15 protein-coding genes are annotated in these 16,213 nt (G+C 63.6%); 9 read left to right on the forward strand and 6 right to left on the reverse strand.

Going from position 1 to position 16,213, the window contains the following annotated elements; translation table 11 throughout:
- The first annotated feature begins 4 nt into the window (after positions 1–4).
- The 3 genes from BXA07_RS22875 to BXA07_RS22885 are packed head-to-tail and all read left to right on the forward strand — an operon-like array spanning position 5 to position 3,035.
- Complete coding sequence (locus BXA07_RS22875; RefSeq protein WP_076571146.1) at positions 5–964, forward strand: 2-hydroxyacid dehydrogenase; 960 nt, start codon at positions 5–7, stop codon at positions 962–964.
- 34 nt (positions 965–998) lie between these two features.
- Complete coding sequence (locus BXA07_RS22880) at positions 999–2,021, forward strand: porin (protein WP_076571149.1); 1,023 nt, start codon at positions 999–1,001, stop codon at positions 2,019–2,021.
- Between the two features lie 12 nt (positions 2,022–2,033).
- Positions 2,034–3,035 carry a Gfo/Idh/MocA family protein gene (locus BXA07_RS22885; protein ID WP_076571151.1) on the forward strand — a complete coding sequence of 334 codons (1,002 nt, stop codon included), beginning with the start codon at positions 2,034–2,036 and terminating at the stop codon, positions 3,033–3,035.
- Between the two features lie 72 nt (positions 3,036–3,107).
- On the opposite strand, the gene lysS is transcribed toward BXA07_RS22885, so the two are convergent.
- The 4 genes from lysS to BXA07_RS30890 all read right to left on the reverse strand — a co-directional run bounded on the left by lysS (position 3,108) and on the right by BXA07_RS30890 (position 6,702).
- Positions 3,108–4,637 carry a lysine--tRNA ligase gene (lysS, locus tag BXA07_RS22890; RefSeq protein ID WP_076571152.1) on the reverse strand — a complete coding sequence of 510 codons (1,530 nt, stop codon included), beginning with the start codon at positions 4,635–4,637 and terminating at the stop codon, positions 3,108–3,110.
- A 28-nt stretch (positions 4,638–4,665) separates the two neighbouring features.
- On the reverse strand, positions 4,666–5,373 hold the full coding sequence (locus tag BXA07_RS22895) for an HAD family hydrolase (protein WP_076571154.1): 708 nt from the start codon (positions 5,371–5,373) through the stop codon (positions 4,666–4,668).
- Between the two features lie 2 nt (positions 5,374–5,375).
- A protein-coding gene (gene prfB / locus BXA07_RS22900) for a peptide chain release factor 2 (RefSeq protein ID WP_139176255.1) occupies positions 5,376–6,480 on the reverse strand; the annotation gives its coding sequence in 2 pieces (ribosomal slippage) (positions 5,376–6,398 and positions 6,400–6,480; 1,104 coding nt in all).
- Complete coding sequence (locus tag BXA07_RS30890; protein ID WP_170909714.1) at positions 6,397–6,702, reverse strand: hypothetical protein; 306 nt, start codon at positions 6,700–6,702, stop codon at positions 6,397–6,399. Before BXA07_RS30890 ends, prfB begins: the two co-directional genes overlap by 84 nt.
- Between BXA07_RS30890 and BXA07_RS22910 the strand changes: the two genes are divergently transcribed.
- On the forward strand, positions 6,682–8,727 hold the full coding sequence (locus BXA07_RS22910) for a bifunctional 2',3'-cyclic-nucleotide 2'-phosphodiesterase/3'-nucleotidase (RefSeq protein WP_076571158.1): 2,046 nt from the start codon (positions 6,682–6,684) through the stop codon (positions 8,725–8,727). The two genes, BXA07_RS30890 and BXA07_RS22910, sit on opposite strands and share 21 nt — an antisense overlap.
- A 5-nt stretch (positions 8,728–8,732) precedes the next feature.
- On the forward strand, positions 8,733–9,215 hold the full coding sequence (locus tag BXA07_RS22915) for a tetratricopeptide repeat protein (protein ID WP_076571160.1): 483 nt from the start codon (positions 8,733–8,735) through the stop codon (positions 9,213–9,215).
- Between the two features lie 12 nt (positions 9,216–9,227).
- Here the strand turns inward: BXA07_RS22915 and BXA07_RS22920 are convergent, their stop codons facing one another.
- Entirely contained in the window at positions 9,228–9,626 is a 399-nt protein-coding gene (locus BXA07_RS22920; protein WP_076571162.1) for a hypothetical protein, read from the reverse strand.
- 9 nt (positions 9,627–9,635) lie between these two features.
- Positions 9,636–10,523 (reverse strand): hypothetical protein, encoded by an 888-nt coding sequence (locus BXA07_RS22925; protein WP_076571163.1) that lies wholly within the window; start codon positions 10,521–10,523, stop codon positions 9,636–9,638.
- A gap of 333 nt (positions 10,524–10,856) precedes the next feature.
- On the opposite strand from BXA07_RS22925, the gene BXA07_RS22930 reads away from it, so the two are divergent.
- The 4 genes from BXA07_RS22930 (at position 10,857) to BXA07_RS22945 (ending at position 15,674) form a co-directional block, all read left to right on the forward strand.
- Positions 10,857–12,014 carry an ABC transporter substrate-binding protein gene (locus tag BXA07_RS22930; protein WP_076571165.1) on the forward strand — a complete coding sequence of 386 codons (1,158 nt, stop codon included), beginning with the start codon at positions 10,857–10,859 and terminating at the stop codon, positions 12,012–12,014.
- Positions 12,015–12,099: 85 nt separating this feature from the next.
- Entirely contained in the window at positions 12,100–12,990 is an 891-nt protein-coding gene (locus BXA07_RS22935; RefSeq protein ID WP_076571166.1) for a branched-chain amino acid ABC transporter permease, read from the forward strand.
- 7 nt (positions 12,991–12,997) lie between these two features.
- On the forward strand, positions 12,998–14,941 hold the full coding sequence (locus BXA07_RS22940) for a branched-chain amino acid ABC transporter ATP-binding protein/permease (protein ID WP_076571168.1): 1,944 nt from the start codon (positions 12,998–13,000) through the stop codon (positions 14,939–14,941).
- Positions 14,942–14,951: 10 nt separating this feature from the next.
- Positions 14,952–15,674 (forward strand): ABC transporter ATP-binding protein, encoded by a 723-nt coding sequence (locus BXA07_RS22945; protein ID WP_076571170.1) that lies wholly within the window; start codon positions 14,952–14,954, stop codon positions 15,672–15,674.
- Positions 15,675–16,213: the final 539 nt, after the last annotated feature.

Raw genomic sequence — 16,213 nt, forward strand, 5'->3', positions numbered from 1 at the left:
ACTCGTGAAAAAACATGTGGTTGTATATAAAAAGCTGGCCGAACCGCTGCTGGCGCGCCTGCGCGCCGAATGCGAGGTGACGTATTTCGAGGCGATCGACGGGGGCAACCGCGCCGCGTTTGCCGCCGCCATCCGCGGCGCGCATGGCTTGCTGGGCGCCAGCGTGCGCCTGGACCGCGAACTGCTGGACCCGGCCGCTGACCTGCGCATCATTTCCACCATTTCGGTGGGCGTCGACCAGTTCGACGTCGACTACCTGCGCGAACGGGGCATCTTGCTGGCCAATACGCCGGACGTGCTGACGGAAACGACGGCCGACACGATCTTCGCGCTGATCCTCGCCAGCGCGCGGAGGGTCGTCGAACTGGCCGAATTCGTCAAGGCGGGGCGCTGGACGCGCAGCGTGGGCGAAAGCCAGTACGGCGTCAACGTGCACGGCAAGACCATCGGCATGCTGGGCATGGGCCGCATCGGCCGCGCCGTCGCCCGCCGCGCCGCGCTGGGCTTCGGCATGCAGGTGCTGTACGTGAACGGCGAAGCCGTGCCGGAAGTGGAAGCGGCGCTGGGCGCGCGCCAGGTGGCGCTCGACGAGCTGCTGGCGGGGGCCGACTTCGTTTGCGTGGTGCTGCCGCTGACGGCGCAGACGGAACGCATGGTGGGCCGGCGCGAGTTCGCGCTGATGCGCCCCGGCGCCATCTTCATCAACGGTTCGCGCGGGCGCATCGTCGACGAGGCGGCGCTGATCGAGGCGCTGCAGCAGGGCACCATCCACGGCGCCGGCCTGGACGTGTTCGAACGCGAACCGCTGGCGCCGGACAATCCGCTGCCGCACATGGCCAATGTGGTGGCGCTGCCGCACATCGGCTCGGCCACGCATGAAACGCGCTACGCCATGGCGCAGCAGGCCGTGGACAACCTGCTGGCCGGCCTGCGCGGCGAGCATCCGCGCCACCTGGTCAGCTAAGAACAGTATCCATCAAAAGACAGACAGGGAAAAAATGAAGAACAAGGTAGCAAGGGCAATGATCATCGGCGCGGGCGCCTGCGGCAGCCTGTGCGCGGCGCAGTCGAACGTGGCCATGTACGGCATCGCGGACCTGGGCGTGGTGTCCGAGAGCGGCGGCCCCGGCGGCAGGGTACTCAAGGTGACGAGCGGCATCGCCAACGGCTCGCGCCTGGGTTTCAAGGGCAGCGAAGACCTGGGCGGGGGCATGACGGCGATCTTCACGATGGATGCGGGCATCCTGGCCGACACGGGCGCTTCGGCCCAGGGCGGCCTGCTGTTCGGGCGCCAGGCCTTCGTCGGCCTCGCCGGCGCGGCGGGCACCTTGCGGCTGGGCCGCCAGTACACGTTCATCGATAGCAGCCTGGGCGTGCTGGACCCGTTTTACCTGGGTTTCGCGGGCAGGATGAGCAACGTCTTCACGGCCGGCTACATCAGCCGCGTCGACAACAGCATCACCTACAGCTCGCCCGTGCGCGGCGGACTGTCCGGCGAACTGGCATACGGCTTCGGCGAAGTGCCGGGCGACGCTTCGGCCAGGCGCTACATGGGCGCGGCGGCTACCTATGCCAGCGGGCCGCTGTATGTGCGCATGGCGCACCAGGATGCCAACACCCTGTCAAGCGCGCTGGTGACGGGCAGGGCGCGCAACACGGTGCTGGGCGCCACCTGGGACTTCGGCGTGCTCAAGGCGCATGGCGCCGTTGCCGTCAGCAAGAGCACGGCGGGCGCCGCCACCACGGTCGACAGCGCGGACCTGATGCTGGGCGCCACCGTGCCCGTGGGCCCGCACCGCGTCCTGTTCTCGTACGTGCGGCGCGACGACCGGCGCGCCGCCAACGGCGACGCCACCCAGCTGGGCATCGGCTACACCTATGCGCTGTCGAAGCGCAGCACCTTGTACGCGGCCTACGCACACATCGACAACCGCAACGGCGCCGCCTACGTGGTGGGCAACGCCACCGACAACGGCACCGGCAACCAGGCCTGGAACCTGGGCCTGCGCCACACTTTTTAACGGGAGAATCGAATGAAGAAAACCGGATGGATTTTGGTCGGCGCCAGCACCGTGGCGCGCGAATGGATGGTCGACGCGATCCGCCAGCAGGGCGATGCGGAAGTGCTGGCCGTGGTCAGCAGGGACGCCGCGCGCGGCGCCGCCTTTGCCGAACAGTTCGGCATCGCCGCCAGCTACACGGACCTCGATGCGGCGCTGGCGCATCCGGGCGCGGACGCCGTGTACATCAGCACCACCAACGAGTGGCACATGGCGCAGACCTTGCAGGCGGCGCGCGCGGGCAAGCACGTGCTGTGCGAAAAACCGCTGGCGCTGAACCTGGACGACGCCCGCCGCATGCTCGACGGCTGCGCCGAAGCGGGCGTGCTGCTGGGGATTAACCACCACCTGCGCAACGCCGCCAGCCACGGCAAGGTGCGCGAGCTGATACGCGCGGGCGAGATCGGCCAGCCCCTGTATTGCCGCGTGCTGCACGCGAACAACCTGCCGCAGCACCTGCGCGGCTGGCGCCTGGACGCGCCGGAATCGGGCGGCGTCGCGCTCGACATGTTCGTGCACGATGTCGATACCCTGCGCTTCCTGCTCGACTCGGAGCCGCGCCACGTCACGGCCTGCGCCACCAGCGGCGGCATGACGGTGGCGGGGCTGGAAGAGGGCCTGATGGCCGTCATCGAGTTCGACAACGGGACTTTGGTACAGGTGCACGACGCGTACAACGCGCCGTATTCGCTGTCCGGCGTGGAAATCATCGGCAGCAAGGGCACCATCTTCGCCACCGGCGTGATGACGCAGCGCCCCGTCGGCACCATCAGCCTGACGCGCGACGGCGGCAGCATCGACATCCCCGTCGAGCACGAAAACCTGTACGTGCGCTCGGTGCGCGCCTTCCAGCGCGCCATGCGCGGCGAAGGGCAGCCGGCAGCCACGGGCGACGACGGCATGCGCGCGCTGGCGACGGCATTGGCGGCGCAGCAGGCCAGCCGCAGCCACCAGCGCGTGACCCTGGCCGATTGACGGCCTGCGGCAGACGTAAAAAAGCCGCCTGATCGCAAAATCAGGCGGCTTTTTATCGGCTGGCGTCCGTGATTATTCTTCGCGGCGTAAATGCGGGAACAGCAGGACGTCGCGGATGTTCGGCGAATCCGTGATGATCATCATCAGGCGGTCGATGCCGATGCCGCAGCCGCCGGCTGGCGGCATGCCGTATTCCAGCGCGCGGATGTAGTCGGCGTCGTAGAACATCGCCTCTTCATCGCCGGCGTCCTTGGCGGCCACTTGCGCCAGGAAGCGGGCCGACTGATCTTCCGCGTCGTTCAACTCGGAGAAGCCGTTGGCGATCTCGCGGCCCACCATGAACAGCTCGAAGCGTTCGGTGATGCCGGCCACCGTGTCGGAAGCGCGCGCCAGAGGCGACACTTCGACCGGGTAGTCGATGATGTAGGTCGGTTCCCACAGCTGCGCTTCAGCCGTCTCTTCGAACAGCGCCAGTTGCAGCGCGCCCAGGCCGGCCGTGGCAAACGGCTTGACGCCGAATTTTTTCAGCTCTTCCTTGATGAATTCGGCATCGTTCAACTGCCCGGCGGTGTAGCCTGGAGCGTACTTGTTGATCGCTTCGACGATGGTCAGGCGGTGGAACGGTTTTGCCAGATCCAGCTCGCGGCCGCCGTAGGTCAGGGTGGCGGTGCCGTGCGCGTCGATGGCGGCCTGGCGGATGACGGCTTCCGTGAAATCCATCAGCCATTTGTAGTCGGTGTAGGCCGCGTAGAATTCCATCATCGTGAATTCAGGGTTGTGACGGATCGACACGCCTTCGTTGCGGAAGTTGCGGTTGATCTCGAACACGCGGTCGAAGCCGCCCACGACCAGGCGCTTCAGGTACAGTTCGGGCGCGATGCGCAGGAACATCTGCATGTCGAGCGCATTGTGGTGCGTGATGAACGGCTTGGCCGCGGCGCCGCCGGGAATCGTGTGCAGCATCGGCGTTTCCACTTCCATGAACTCGTTCTTTTCCATGAAGCGGCGGATCGACGAGATGGCGGCGGTACGGGCCTTGAAGGTGCGGCGCGTCTCTTCGTTCATGATCAGGTCGACGTAGCGCTGGCGGTACTTGGTTTCCTGGTCGGCCAGGCCGTGGAACTTGTCCGGCAGCGGGCGCAGCGACTTGGTGATCAGGCGCAGTTCCGTGACCTTGATGGTCAGTTCGTCCGTCTTGGTCTTGAACAGGGTGCCTTGCACGCCCAGGATATCGCCCAGGTCATAGTGGTGCAGGGCGGCCATGGCCGCTTCGCCGGTGAGGTCGAGCGTTGCGTAGATCTGGATGCGGCCGTCGGCCTTCGGGCCGGAAGCGTCCTGCAGGGTGGCGAAAGCGGCTTTCTTGCCCGCTTCGCGCTTGAGCATCATGCGGCCGGCCAGCACCACGTGTACGGGGGTTTCTTCCAGCTCTTCGCGCGACTTGGCGTCGTACTGCGCGTGCAGGTCGGCCGCCTTGTGCTCGGGGCGGAAATCGTTCGGGAAGGCGACGCCTTGTTCGCGCAGTGCGGCAAGCTTGGCGCGGCGCTCGGCGATGATCTTGTTTTCATCGGGGGCGGCGGCTTGTTCTTGGATATCCGTAGTCATGGTGTTCTTCTTGATTGATGATTGATGGTTATGTCGTTGGCGTGCCGGCGGCAAACGCTGCCGGCTGGCTGGCGAACAGCGCCTCGACATCGAGTTGGCTGAAGTCCGGTGCGATGCAGATGATGTTGTCGAATTCGGCAAACGCGGCCGCCGGCAGGGTGGTGGTCAGCACCACGGCCCGCATGCCGGCGCGGCGCGCCGCTTCCACGCCCAGGGGCGCGTCCTCGAAGACGATGCAGTGCTCGGGCAGGGCGCCGGCCAGCCGCGCGCCCTTGAGAAATACGTCGGGATGGGGCTTGCCCCGCTCCACGTCCGAGGCGCCGACGATGGCGTCGAAACGCCGGCGCAGGTCCAGGCCATCGAGCGTGAAGTCGATGTTTTCCGTCGGCGCTGCCGAGCCGACCACCAGCGCCACCTGATTGTCGCGCGCGCTGGCCGTCAGGGCGTCGAAACCGGCGACGGTGGCCAGGTGCGGGCCATACATCTCGCGGTAGACGACTTCCTTTTCCGCCAGCAAGGTAGCATGGTCGGCATCCTCGCCCAGGTACTGGGCGATGATTTCGCGGCCATGGCGCCCGGCCGTGTCGCGGAAAAAGGCATCCGCGTCCAGCGTCCGGCCCTGGCGTTCAAAGAACGCCAGCCACGAGCGCGTGTGGAAGGCCATGTTGTCGACGATCGTGCCATCCATGTCGAACAGGAAGGCACGCTGCGCCGGAGCCGGAGCGGAGGCGTTCATCCTTACACGCCTTGCTTGAGCGAGGCGGAGATGAAGTCGTCGATGTCGCCATCGAGCACGCCCTTGGTATTGCCCGTCTCGAAGCCGGTGCGCAAGTCCTTGATGCGGGACTGGTCCAGCACGTAGGAGCGGATCTGGTGGCCCCAGCCCACGTCCGTCTTCGAGTCTTCCAGCTTTTGCTGCTCGCTCATGCGCTTGCGCAGTTCATGCTCGTACAGTTTCGCTTTCAGCATTTCCATCGCTTCGGCGCGGTTGCGGTGCTGCGAACGGTCGTTCTGGCACTGCACCACGATGCCGGTCGGCGCATGGGTCATGCGGACGGCGGAGTCGGTCTTGTTGATGTGCTGACCGCCGGCGCCCGACGCGCGGTAGGTATCGACGCGGATATCGGCCGGGTTGACGTCGATCTCGATCGAATCGTCGACTTCCGGATACACGAACAGCGACGTAAACGACGTGTGGCGGCCGTTGGCCGAGTCGAACGGCGACTTGCGCACCAGGCGGTGCACGCCCGTTTCCGTGCGCAGGAAGCCGTAGGCGTGGTCGCCCTCGACCTTCAGGGTGGCCGTCTTGATGCCGGCGACCTCGCCGTCGGACTGCTCGAGGATTTCGACCTTGAAGCCCTTGCGTTCGCAATAGCGCAGGTACTGGCGCAGCAGCATCGAAGCCCAGTCCTGGGCTTCCGTGCCGCCGGCGCCGGCCTGGATGTCGATGAAGCAGTTGTTCGGGTCCATCGGATTGTTGAACATCCGGCGGAATTCCATGCTTTCGATGACCTTGCGGATTTCCTGCACGTCCTGCTCGATCGCTTCCAGCGTCTCGTCATCGCCTTCTTCGCGGGCCATGTCGAACAGGTCGCGGGTGTCGCGCAGGTCGGCATCGGCCTTGGTCAGCGTGAAGACGATGGCTTCCAGCGCCTTCTTCTCCTTGCCGAGGTCCTGGGCGCGCTTGGGATCGTTCCAGACGGTCGGATCTTCCAGTTCTTCGTTGACTTGCTCTAGTTTCTCCGACTTGACAGTGAAGTCAAAGATACCTCCGAAGTTCGGCTTCGCGGACCGTCAGGTCGTTGAGCAGGGCGGAGATGGCGTTGATGCGTTCGGCTTCCATAATGTTCTGGTCTTCTATGGTGAAATCAAACCCTGAATTATACGCGAGCGCGGCACGTTTCCGCTGCCGCCGCCGCGCAATTGCCGCCGCGCAGGGCAATAAAATGACGATTTTGCTGTATTTACGACAATATTTTTGCCTTGATAGGGGCTGCCGTGCTGCGTATGATGCTGGCGATATTGTCTTTCCACAGGAATTCTCATGTGCCAACCCTTGCGTCAACTTCCCCGTCTCGCCCTGTTACCGTTGCTGCTGGCCGGCTGCGGCGCCTTGCCGCCTGCCGCCCACGGACCCGCCCAACCGCTGGCCGCGACGCAGGCAGGCAGCAGCGCCACCCTGGCCCTGCTGGAGACGACGGACTTGCACGCGAATGTGCTCAGTTATGATTACTACAAGCTGCAGGCGGAACCGTCGATCGGCCTGGAACGCACGGCGGCCCTGATCGCCCAGGCGCGCGCGCAATTCCCGAACAATTTGCTGCTCGACAACGGCGACACCATCCAGGGCACGGCCCTGGCCGACTACCAGGCATTGGTCAAACCGCTGGCCTGCGACCAGACCCTGGCCATCTACAAGGCCATGAATCTGCTGAAGGTCGATGGCGGCGGCATCGGCAACCATGAATTCAACTACGGCCTGGCGTTTTTGAGCCAGGTGACGGGCAACCGCTTCGACGTCGACAGCGTCGACGCCGGCAAGCCGCGCTGCGCCGGGCCCGCGTTTCCGCAAGTGCTCGCCAACGTCTACAGCGTCAGGACGGGCAAGCCCCTGTTCGCGCCATATCACATCATCGACAAGCAGATCACGGCCACCGGCCCCGATGGTAAAGCCGTGACCAGCACTGTGAAGGTGGGCATCATCAGCTTCGCGCCGCCCACCATCATGGCCTGGGACAAGCGCTGGCTCGAAGGGCGCGTCTACACGCAGGGCGTGCGCGAGACGGCCGAGAAATTCATACCCGAGATGCGCGCGAAAGGCGCCGAACTGGTGGTGGCCATTTCGCACGGCGGCCTCGATGACAGCCCGTACTCGCCCACCATGGAAAACGGCAATTACTACCTGGCGCAAGTGCCGGGCGTGGACGCCATGCTGATCGGCCATTCGCACCAGCTGTTCCCGAACGCGGCCAGCACGGTGCCGCAGTTTGATTTGCCCGGCGTCGACAAGGCCCGTGGCTTGGTCAACGGCGTGCCCACCGTGATGGCCAACCTGTGGGGCAAGCACCTGGGCGTGATCGGCCTGCGCCTGCGCCACGACGGCAAGCAGTGGGTGGTCGACAAGAGCGCCACGACGGTGGAAGCGCGCGGCATCCAGAACGCGGACAAGAGTTATGTGCAGCCCGATGCGGCCATCGCCACGCTGGTGGCCGAGGAACACGCGGCCACCATCGCCTACGTGCAGACACCGGTCGGCGCCACGGACTTCCGCATGTCGACGTATTTTGCCGACGTGGGCGACGTCAGCGCCATCGAGGTGGTGAATCAGGCGCAGGCCGGCTACCTGGCCGCGTATGTAAAAGCGAATTTGCCGCAGTACGCGCACTTGCCCGTGCTGTCGATGTCGTCGCCGTTCAAGAGCGGCTCGGCCGGGGTGTCCGACTACACGGACGTCAAGGCGGGCAATGTGGCGCTGAACAATGCGGCCGATCTGTATCTGTATCCGAACGCGCTGTATGGCGTGAAGATGAATGGCGCGGACCTGAAAGCCTGGCTGGAGCAGTCGGCGCGGCGCTTCAATACCATCGACGTCAACAAGACCGAGCCGCAGGAACTGGTCAACACGGCCCACCCGAGCTACAACTTCGATGCCATCACCAGCGCCGACGTGCGCTACCAGATCGACGTCACGCAGCCGCCGGGCCAGCGCATCAAGGCACTGACCTACAAGGGTAAGCCTGTGGACGCGGCGCAGGAATTCCTCATCGCGACGAATAACTACCGCGCCAGCGGCGGCGGCAATTTCCCTGGTCTCGACGGCAGCAAGACGGTGGTGGCCTCGCCCGACAACAACCGCGAACTCTTGATCGCGTATGTGACGCAGCAGAAAAACCTGACGCGCGCGAAAAACGGCTCGGCGCGCAGCTGGCGCTTTGCCAGGGCCGCCACCAAAGGCCCCGTGGTGTTCCATTCGGCGCCGAACGTGATCGACCTGGCCAGGGCGGCCGGCATCGGCAACGTGACGCAGCTTAAAGCTGACGATGGCGCGGGCAAGGGTTTTGCGTTGTACCAGCTCGACCTGTCGAAATGAGGCTGATGGCATGGCTGCTGGCCGGTGCCTTGGCGTCGCCGCCGGCATCGGCGGCACCGGACCTCATGGCCCGGGCCAAGGTCTTGATGCGCGCGGGAGACGCGAGCCAGCCGCAGGCGCGCGCCCTGTTCGAACGGGCGGCGGGGCAGGGCAGCGGACCCGCCGCGTATTACCTGGGCCTGATGCACAAGAACGGCATGGGCGGGCCGCAGGACGGCGACGCTGCGCTGCGCTGGCTGGAACTGGCCGCGCAACGGGGCGTGGCGCCGGCCATGTTCATTGCGGCGAACATGCTGCTCGAAAGCGACGAGGCCAGGGCGCGCTACTGGCTCGACGCGGCCTGTGATCGGGAATACCCGGAAGCGCTGCAGCAGAAATCCGTCGCCCTGGCTGAAGGGCGAATGGGCTATGCGCACAACGAGGAGCAGTCCTTCCTGTACCTGAAGATGGCCACGCACGCGATGGGGCACAGGGCCGAAGAGCCATGATGGTCCGCCCGTTCAGCTGCGCAGGCTGTTCGCAGCCTCGGCAATGGTGAGTGGGTTGCGCGAGAGCAGGGCGGCCGCCAGGTCCAGCAATCCTGCCGCTGCCTTGATGGCTGCGTGCGTGTGCTTGATGTCGGCGACGGTTTTCCTGCCCTGCTCGATGGCCGCGTTCACATTGGCCAACGCCTGCTGCGCGCCCTGGTTGATCAGGTAGATGCCATGGGCGCGAAAAAACGACACCATCTGGTCCAGCTGACTTTCATACTGCTTGAGATCACGCAGCACGGCTGACGGCGTTGGCGGCGTGCGATCGGTCAGCGCGATGCGCAGCTCCAGCACCTGATTCGAGGCCTGTGCCAGCTTGTCCGCGATTTCCGTGGTTTGTTTTTCATCGAGTGCGATAGCGTTGCTCATGTTTAGCTCCTACCAAGGTGATGGTGAGTAACTGGCTGCCTCTTTCCGGAGGGTGTCGACATGCTTGGCAAAGGTGTCCAGCTGGCGCTCCAGGGCAGGGTCTTTCAGGGACTTGGCGCGCAGGGTGCTCAGACTGTTCTGTAATTCGGTCATGGCGGCAACGTAGGCGTCGATGACCTTGCCACGTTCCTGCAGTCGCCGCCCGTCCAGGTAGAGTTTGGCTTTCAGATAGTTGCTGGCGACGGGTTCCCTGGCTGCGGCAGTGTCGAGAGAGCGGTTGAGGGACGCCAGCGTCAGGCTCTCGTCGCGCAGATTGGCCTGGTAGTTTTGCTGCGCATATTTTTTCAGCGCATTGCCGATGATGTAAATGTCCTCTTCGCGCGCCAGTAATTCGTTGATTCCCGATTGCTGCCTTTGCTGCGTCACGATACTGCTGATTAACGTGCTCAGGCGTACAACTTTGTCCAGTTGCCCGGCATCGAGTACCGGCGTCATGCTGCTGGACTGCTGCAGGGCGCCCAGGGCGCCGCCCATGGCGCCGAACTCTTCCTTGTAGTTCGCCAGCTTGTCGTTGGCCAGGGCGGAAAGTACTTCCGCGTAGCGTTTCAATACATCGTTCAGCTCGGCTGTCCCCGCCAACTGGGCCGCATAGTCCTGGCAGCGCCGGAGCAGGTCCTGCTCGGTCTCCTGCGCCACGTAGGGGCGGTCCGTGATGATGCTGTTGCGCCGCACGTTATTGGTGCAACTGCTCATGGAATGCGTCAGCATGGGTTTGAAGACTTCCGTCATCGCTACCGTCTGTCCCGCGAACTTGTCGACCGGCGTGAAATTCTTGCAGGCGCTGCTCAGGCCGCCGATCAGCAGGCAGGCGCAAATGGTTGTTATTGGCTGGCGCATAGGGTCTCCATGGTAAAGATGGGATTGCCGCCATGGCCGGTTGACCTTGGTTTAACGACCATATCACCATTGCATCTTGATACTTTTGACGCAGATCAGTCCATACACTGTGTGTTCATGTGCAGCGTCCTGTGTCAATTTGCGTCATATTTTCCTTACAAAAGACTGACAGCGCGCAAGCAATCGGGGCTTTTACGCATGTTGCGACGCGTCATATGTAGTTGTTGCTGGGGCATGTTTACTCACCTACAATGATTTATCGATGGGGCGGTTATCCAGCGTACGACTATAAAAATAAGTGGCATTAAAAACGTTGTAACAGAGGAGATGACAATGAATTTGAAACAGAAATTGCTTGTAGCAAGTTTGGTTTTGGGTTTCTCGCAAGCGGCAGTCGCAGCCGACCCCATCAAGATCGGCGTGTCCGGTCCGTTCACGGGCGGTTCCGCGCCGATGGGCGTGTCGATGCGCGACGGCGTCAAGCTGGCCGTCGCGGAAATCAATGCCAAGGGTGGCGTACTGGGCCGTTCCTTGCTGCTGATCGAGCGCGATGACGAGGCGAAGAATGAACGCGGCGTGCAGATCGCCCAGGAACTGATCAACAAGGAAAAGGTCGCCGCCACCGTCGGCTACATCAATACGGGCGTGGCCCTCGCTTCGCAGCGCTTCTACCAGGAAGCCAAGATTCCCGTCATGAATAACGTGGCGACGGGCTCCATCGTCACCAAGCAGTTCGCCGACCAGCCGGAAAACTACATTTTCCGCAATGCGGCCAATGACACGATCCAGTCCGGCATGATCGTGCATGAGGCGATCGAGAACCGCAAGTTCAAGAAAGTGGCGATCCTGGCCGACTCCACCAACTACGGCCAGCTGGGCCGCGAAGACCTGGAAAAGGCGCTCGACAAGAAGGGCATCAAGCCCGTCGCCGTTGAAAAATACAACATCAAGGACGTCGACATGACGGCCCAGCTGCTGAAAGCCAAGCAGGCGGGGGCCGAAGTGGTGCTGACCTACGGCATCGGCCCGGAACTGGCGCAGATCGCCAACGGCATGGAAAAACTGGGCTGGAAAGTGCCGCTGATCGGCAGCTGGACCCTGGCCATGGGCAATTTCATCGACAACGCGGGCAAGAACGGCAATGGCACGCGCATGCCGCAAACCTTCATCCAGGACGCCAGCACGCCCAAGCGCAAGGCCTTCATCGACGCCTATGTCGCCGCCTACAAGCCGTCGGGCGGCCGCATGCCGTCGGCCGTCTCGGCCGCGCAGGGCTACGATTCCATCTACCTGCTGGCCGCGGCCTTCAAGCAGGCGGGCGGCACCGATGGCCCGAAAGTGCGCGCCGCGCTGGAAAACCTGAATGAAAAAGTGGAAGGTGCCGTCACGACCTACAACAAGCCGTTCAGCAAGACCAACCATGAAGCGATTACGGCCGAGCTGACCGTGTTTGGCGAAGTCAAGGACGGCAAAGTCGTCCTCGCGAAATAAGCCTGGCAGACATTCGCCGCGCAGTGGCCAGCCTTGAGGAATCAGGACTGGCCATTTTTTTATCCTCCATCCTTCGGGGAATACCATGGAAATCTTCCTGCAGCTCGTCTTCAGCGGCATCGCGCTGGGCATGATCTATGCCGTCATCGCCTTCGGCTACCAGCTGACCTTTGCCACGTCCGGCACCCTCAACTTCGGCCAGGGCGAATCGCTGATGCTGGGCGCGCTCGTGGGCCTGTCCCTGGTGGGCACCATCCATGGCGGCCCCTACATGAGCTACCTGCTGATGATCCCCATCGTCATCGCCTTCGGCGCCCTGCAGGGCGTGTTCGTCGAGTGGATAGGCGTGCGGCCCGCCATCAAGATCAAGTCCGAATTCGGCTGGATCATGTCGACCATCGCACTGGCCATCATTTTCAAGAACGTGGCGGAAAACATCTGGGGCAAGGATGACCTGACCTTCCCGTCGCCGCTGTCGGCCGCGCCGTTCAAGGTGCTGGGCGCGAACGTGCAGCCGATGCAGGTGGCCGTCATCGTCGGCGCGCTGGCCATCATGCTGGCCGTCGAGCTCTTCAACCGCAAGTCCATCTACGGCAAGGCCGTCGTGGCGACGGCGAACGACCGCGACGCGGCCGGTTTGATGGGCATCAATACAGGCATGGTCATCACCTTTTCGTATGCGCTGTCGTCGGCCACGGCTGCCTTCGCGGGCGTGCTGGTGGCGCCGCTGACCCTGACGGGGGCCACCATGGGTGCCTCGCTGGGCCTGAAAGCGTTTGCCGTGGCCATCATCGGCGGGCTGACCTCGGGCGTGGGCGCCATCGTCGGCGGCCTGATACTGGGCATCGCCGAGACGACCACCGGCTATTACATTTCCACGGGCTACAAGGAAGTGCCAGGCCTGCTGCTGTTGCTGCTGGTGCTGGCCATCAAGCCGTCCGGCCTGTTCGGCAAAGCCGCGATCAAGAAAGTCTGAGGACCACATGAACAAGAAAATCACCATGCTGGCGCTGAGCGCGGCGGGACTGGCCGCGCTGGTGCTGTTCCCCGTCGTCATTCCGAATCCCTACTACATCCACCTGGCCGAGACCATCCTGATCTACGCCATCCTGCTGTTCGGCCTCGACATCGTCGTCGGCTACACGGGGCAGGTGTCGCTGGGCCACGCGGGCCTGTTCGGCATCGGCTCGTATGCCACGGGCGTGCTGGTGTTCAAGCTGGGCGTGTCGTTCTGGCTGGCCATCCCCGCCAGCATCGCCGGCGCAGCCCTGTTCGGCGCCATCCTGGCCTTGCCGGCCCTGCGCGTGACGGGGCCCTACCTGGCCATGGTGACCCTGGCCTTCGGCACCATCGTGCAAATCCTGATCAACGAGATGAGCTTCCTGACGGAAGGGCCGATGGGCATCAAGATCCACAAGCCCGTGCTGTTCGGCCACAAGCTGACGGAAATCGAGTACTACTACATGGTGGCCGCGCTGATGGTCATTTCGCTCATCGTCGTGCACCGTATCCTGAAGTCGAACCTGGGACGCGCCTTCGAGGCGCTGCGCGACAGTCCCATCGCCTCGGACTGCATGGGCGTGTCCGTCTACCGCTACAAGGTCTACGCCTTCGTCATCAGCGCCGGTTTCGCGGGGCTGGCCGGCAGCCTGTACGCGTATTCGGAAGAATACATTTCGCCCAATACCTATAATTTCGAGCTGACGATCCTGTTCCTGCTGGCTGTCATCATGGGCGGGCGCAAGACGCGTTCGGGCGCGCTGATCGGCGCTTTGATCGTCGTCATGCTGCCCAGCCTGCTGGCCGACATCGAGCTGTTCCGCAAGATCGCCGTGGCCGCCGCCGTGCTGGGCGTGATCGGCTCCGCCTTCATGCTGGCGAAAAAGCGTTCCACCGTGCGCGGCGTGCTCGTGCCCCTGGTCGCCACCATCGGCCTGGCCGCCTACTCGTACAAGCTTGACAACATGGTCGACTGGCGCCTGACCATCTTCGGCCTGATGACCTTGTTCGTTGTCTACTATCTGCAGGACGGCATCGTCGGCTTTTTGATGAGCTTTATCGGCAAGGGCCGGCGCCACGTGCAAGCCGTCGCTTCGCATGGCGTGGCGCCATTTGATCATGCGCAAGGGGGAGCGCAGGGCGCCACCCTGCTGCGCGTGGACCAGGCCCTGATGCAGTTCGGCGGCCTGAAAGCGCTGAACCAGGTGGACCTGAACGTCACGCAGGGCTCCGTGCACGGCCTGATCGGTCCGAACGGCTCGGGCAAGAGCACGATGATGAATGTGCTCACGGGGATCTACAAGCCGACGGCGGGCAAGGTGGAATTCGCGGGCGCCGTCATTTCCGGCCGCACGCCGTCCGAAATCGCCCTGGGCGGCGTGGCGCGCACCTTCCAGAACGTGCAGCTGTTCGGCGAGATGACGGCCACCGAGAACGTGCTGGTGGGACTGCACAACACCTTCAGGTCGAACGTGCTGGACGTGATGCTGCACACGCCGCGCTACAAGCGCGAAGAGAAGACCGCGCGCGAGCGGGCCGCCAGCATCCTGGAATTCGTCGGCCTGGCGGATCTGGCCAACGAAGAGGCGCGCAATTTGCCGTATGGCAAGCAGCGGCTGCTGGAAATCGGCCGCGCGCTGGGCCTCAATCCGCGCCTGCTGCTGCTCGACGAGCCGGCGGCGGGCCTGACGGCGCCCGACATCAAGGAGCTGATGGCCATCATCCGCAAGATCCGCGAGCACGGCATCACCATCATCCTGATCGAGCACCACATGGACGTGGTGATGGCCCTGTCGGACGTGGTGACGGTGCTCGATTTCGGCCAGAAGATCGCCGAAGGCGCGCCCGCGCTTGTCCAGAGCGATCCGAAAGTGATCGAAGCCTACCTGGGCGGCAGCGCCGACACCCTGAGCCCTGCGGCGCACTGAGAGGAAGACCATGCTGACCATTAACAATCTGCACGCCGCCTACGGCAAAGTCGAAGTCCTGCACGGTATTTCGCTGGAAGTCCCGAAGGGCAAGCTGGTGACCCTGATCGGCTCGAACGGGGCCGGCAAGACCACCACCATGCGCGCCATTTCCGGCATGCTCAAACCGAAATCGGGCAGCGTCACCCTGGGCGGCAAGGACGTCACGGGCCTCGACTCGCACCGCATCGCGCGCGCCGGCCTGGCCCACTCGCCGGAAGGCAGGAGGGTGTTCGCCTCGATGTCGGTGACGGACAACCTGCTGCTGGGCGCCTTTCCCCGTTTTACGCGGGCGCGCCCGAAAGGCGACATCAAGGGCGATTTGGACAAGGCGCTGGAGCTGTTTCCCCGCCTGAAGGAGCGGCGCGACCAGCTGGCCGGCACCTTGTCGGGCGGCGAGCAGCAGATGCTGGCCATGGCCCGCGCCGTGATGCTGAACCCGGAAGTGATCCTGCTCGACGAGCCGTCGATGGGCCTGGCGCCCATCCTGGTGGAAGAAGTCTTCCGCATCATCACGCGCTTGAAGGCCGAAGGCGTGACCATGCTGCTGGTGGAGCAGTTCGCCGCCGCCGCCCTGAACGTGGCCGATTACGGCTATGTGCTGGAAAACGGCAGCATCTCCGTGCACGGCCCGGCCGAGAGCCTGAAGACCGATCCGAAAGTGATCGCCGCGTATCTGGGGGGAGGGCATTGAGAAGACGGTTGACGCGCGTGCTCCAGCTCCCGCACTGACGATGGCGTCAGTGCGGGAGATTAATTGGTAGTGTCAAATCATGGCTTGACGTAGTTGCTTCACGCATCGCAGCGGCACGCTCGCGCCGGGCCGCTGCCGCCGTTGCCGCCGTTGCCGCCAACGCAGCCAACTATACACGACTGCTTGCCGTCAAATCGACCGGAAACTGCTTGATCGACGCGCCGTTTGAGCATTTGGCGCGCCAAACTCGCCAAGAAAGCGAATCGATGAGCACTTTCTTAACTTAAAAAAATAAAGATGGTCAAGTTTCAGAACGGAACTGTTACAGTATAGGAACTATTCAATTAATAAATGGCAACTTTGCCTCCCACCGCTGATTCTGTGATCGAGAGGATTCTTTTGCGCGCCACACTCCTGCCCCTGACCCTGCTGGTCCTGATCCAGAGCGCCTATGCCGTCGATCCCCCGAATGCCGGCAGCCAGTTGCAGCAGATTCCCGTCGCGCCGCAGTTGCCCAAGGCGCCGCCAGCCATTCGCGT

It is taken from the genome of Janthinobacterium sp. TND4EL3, from assembly GCF_900156175.1.
GTDB lineage: Bacteria > Pseudomonadota > Gammaproteobacteria > Burkholderiales > Burkholderiaceae_D > Janthinobacterium.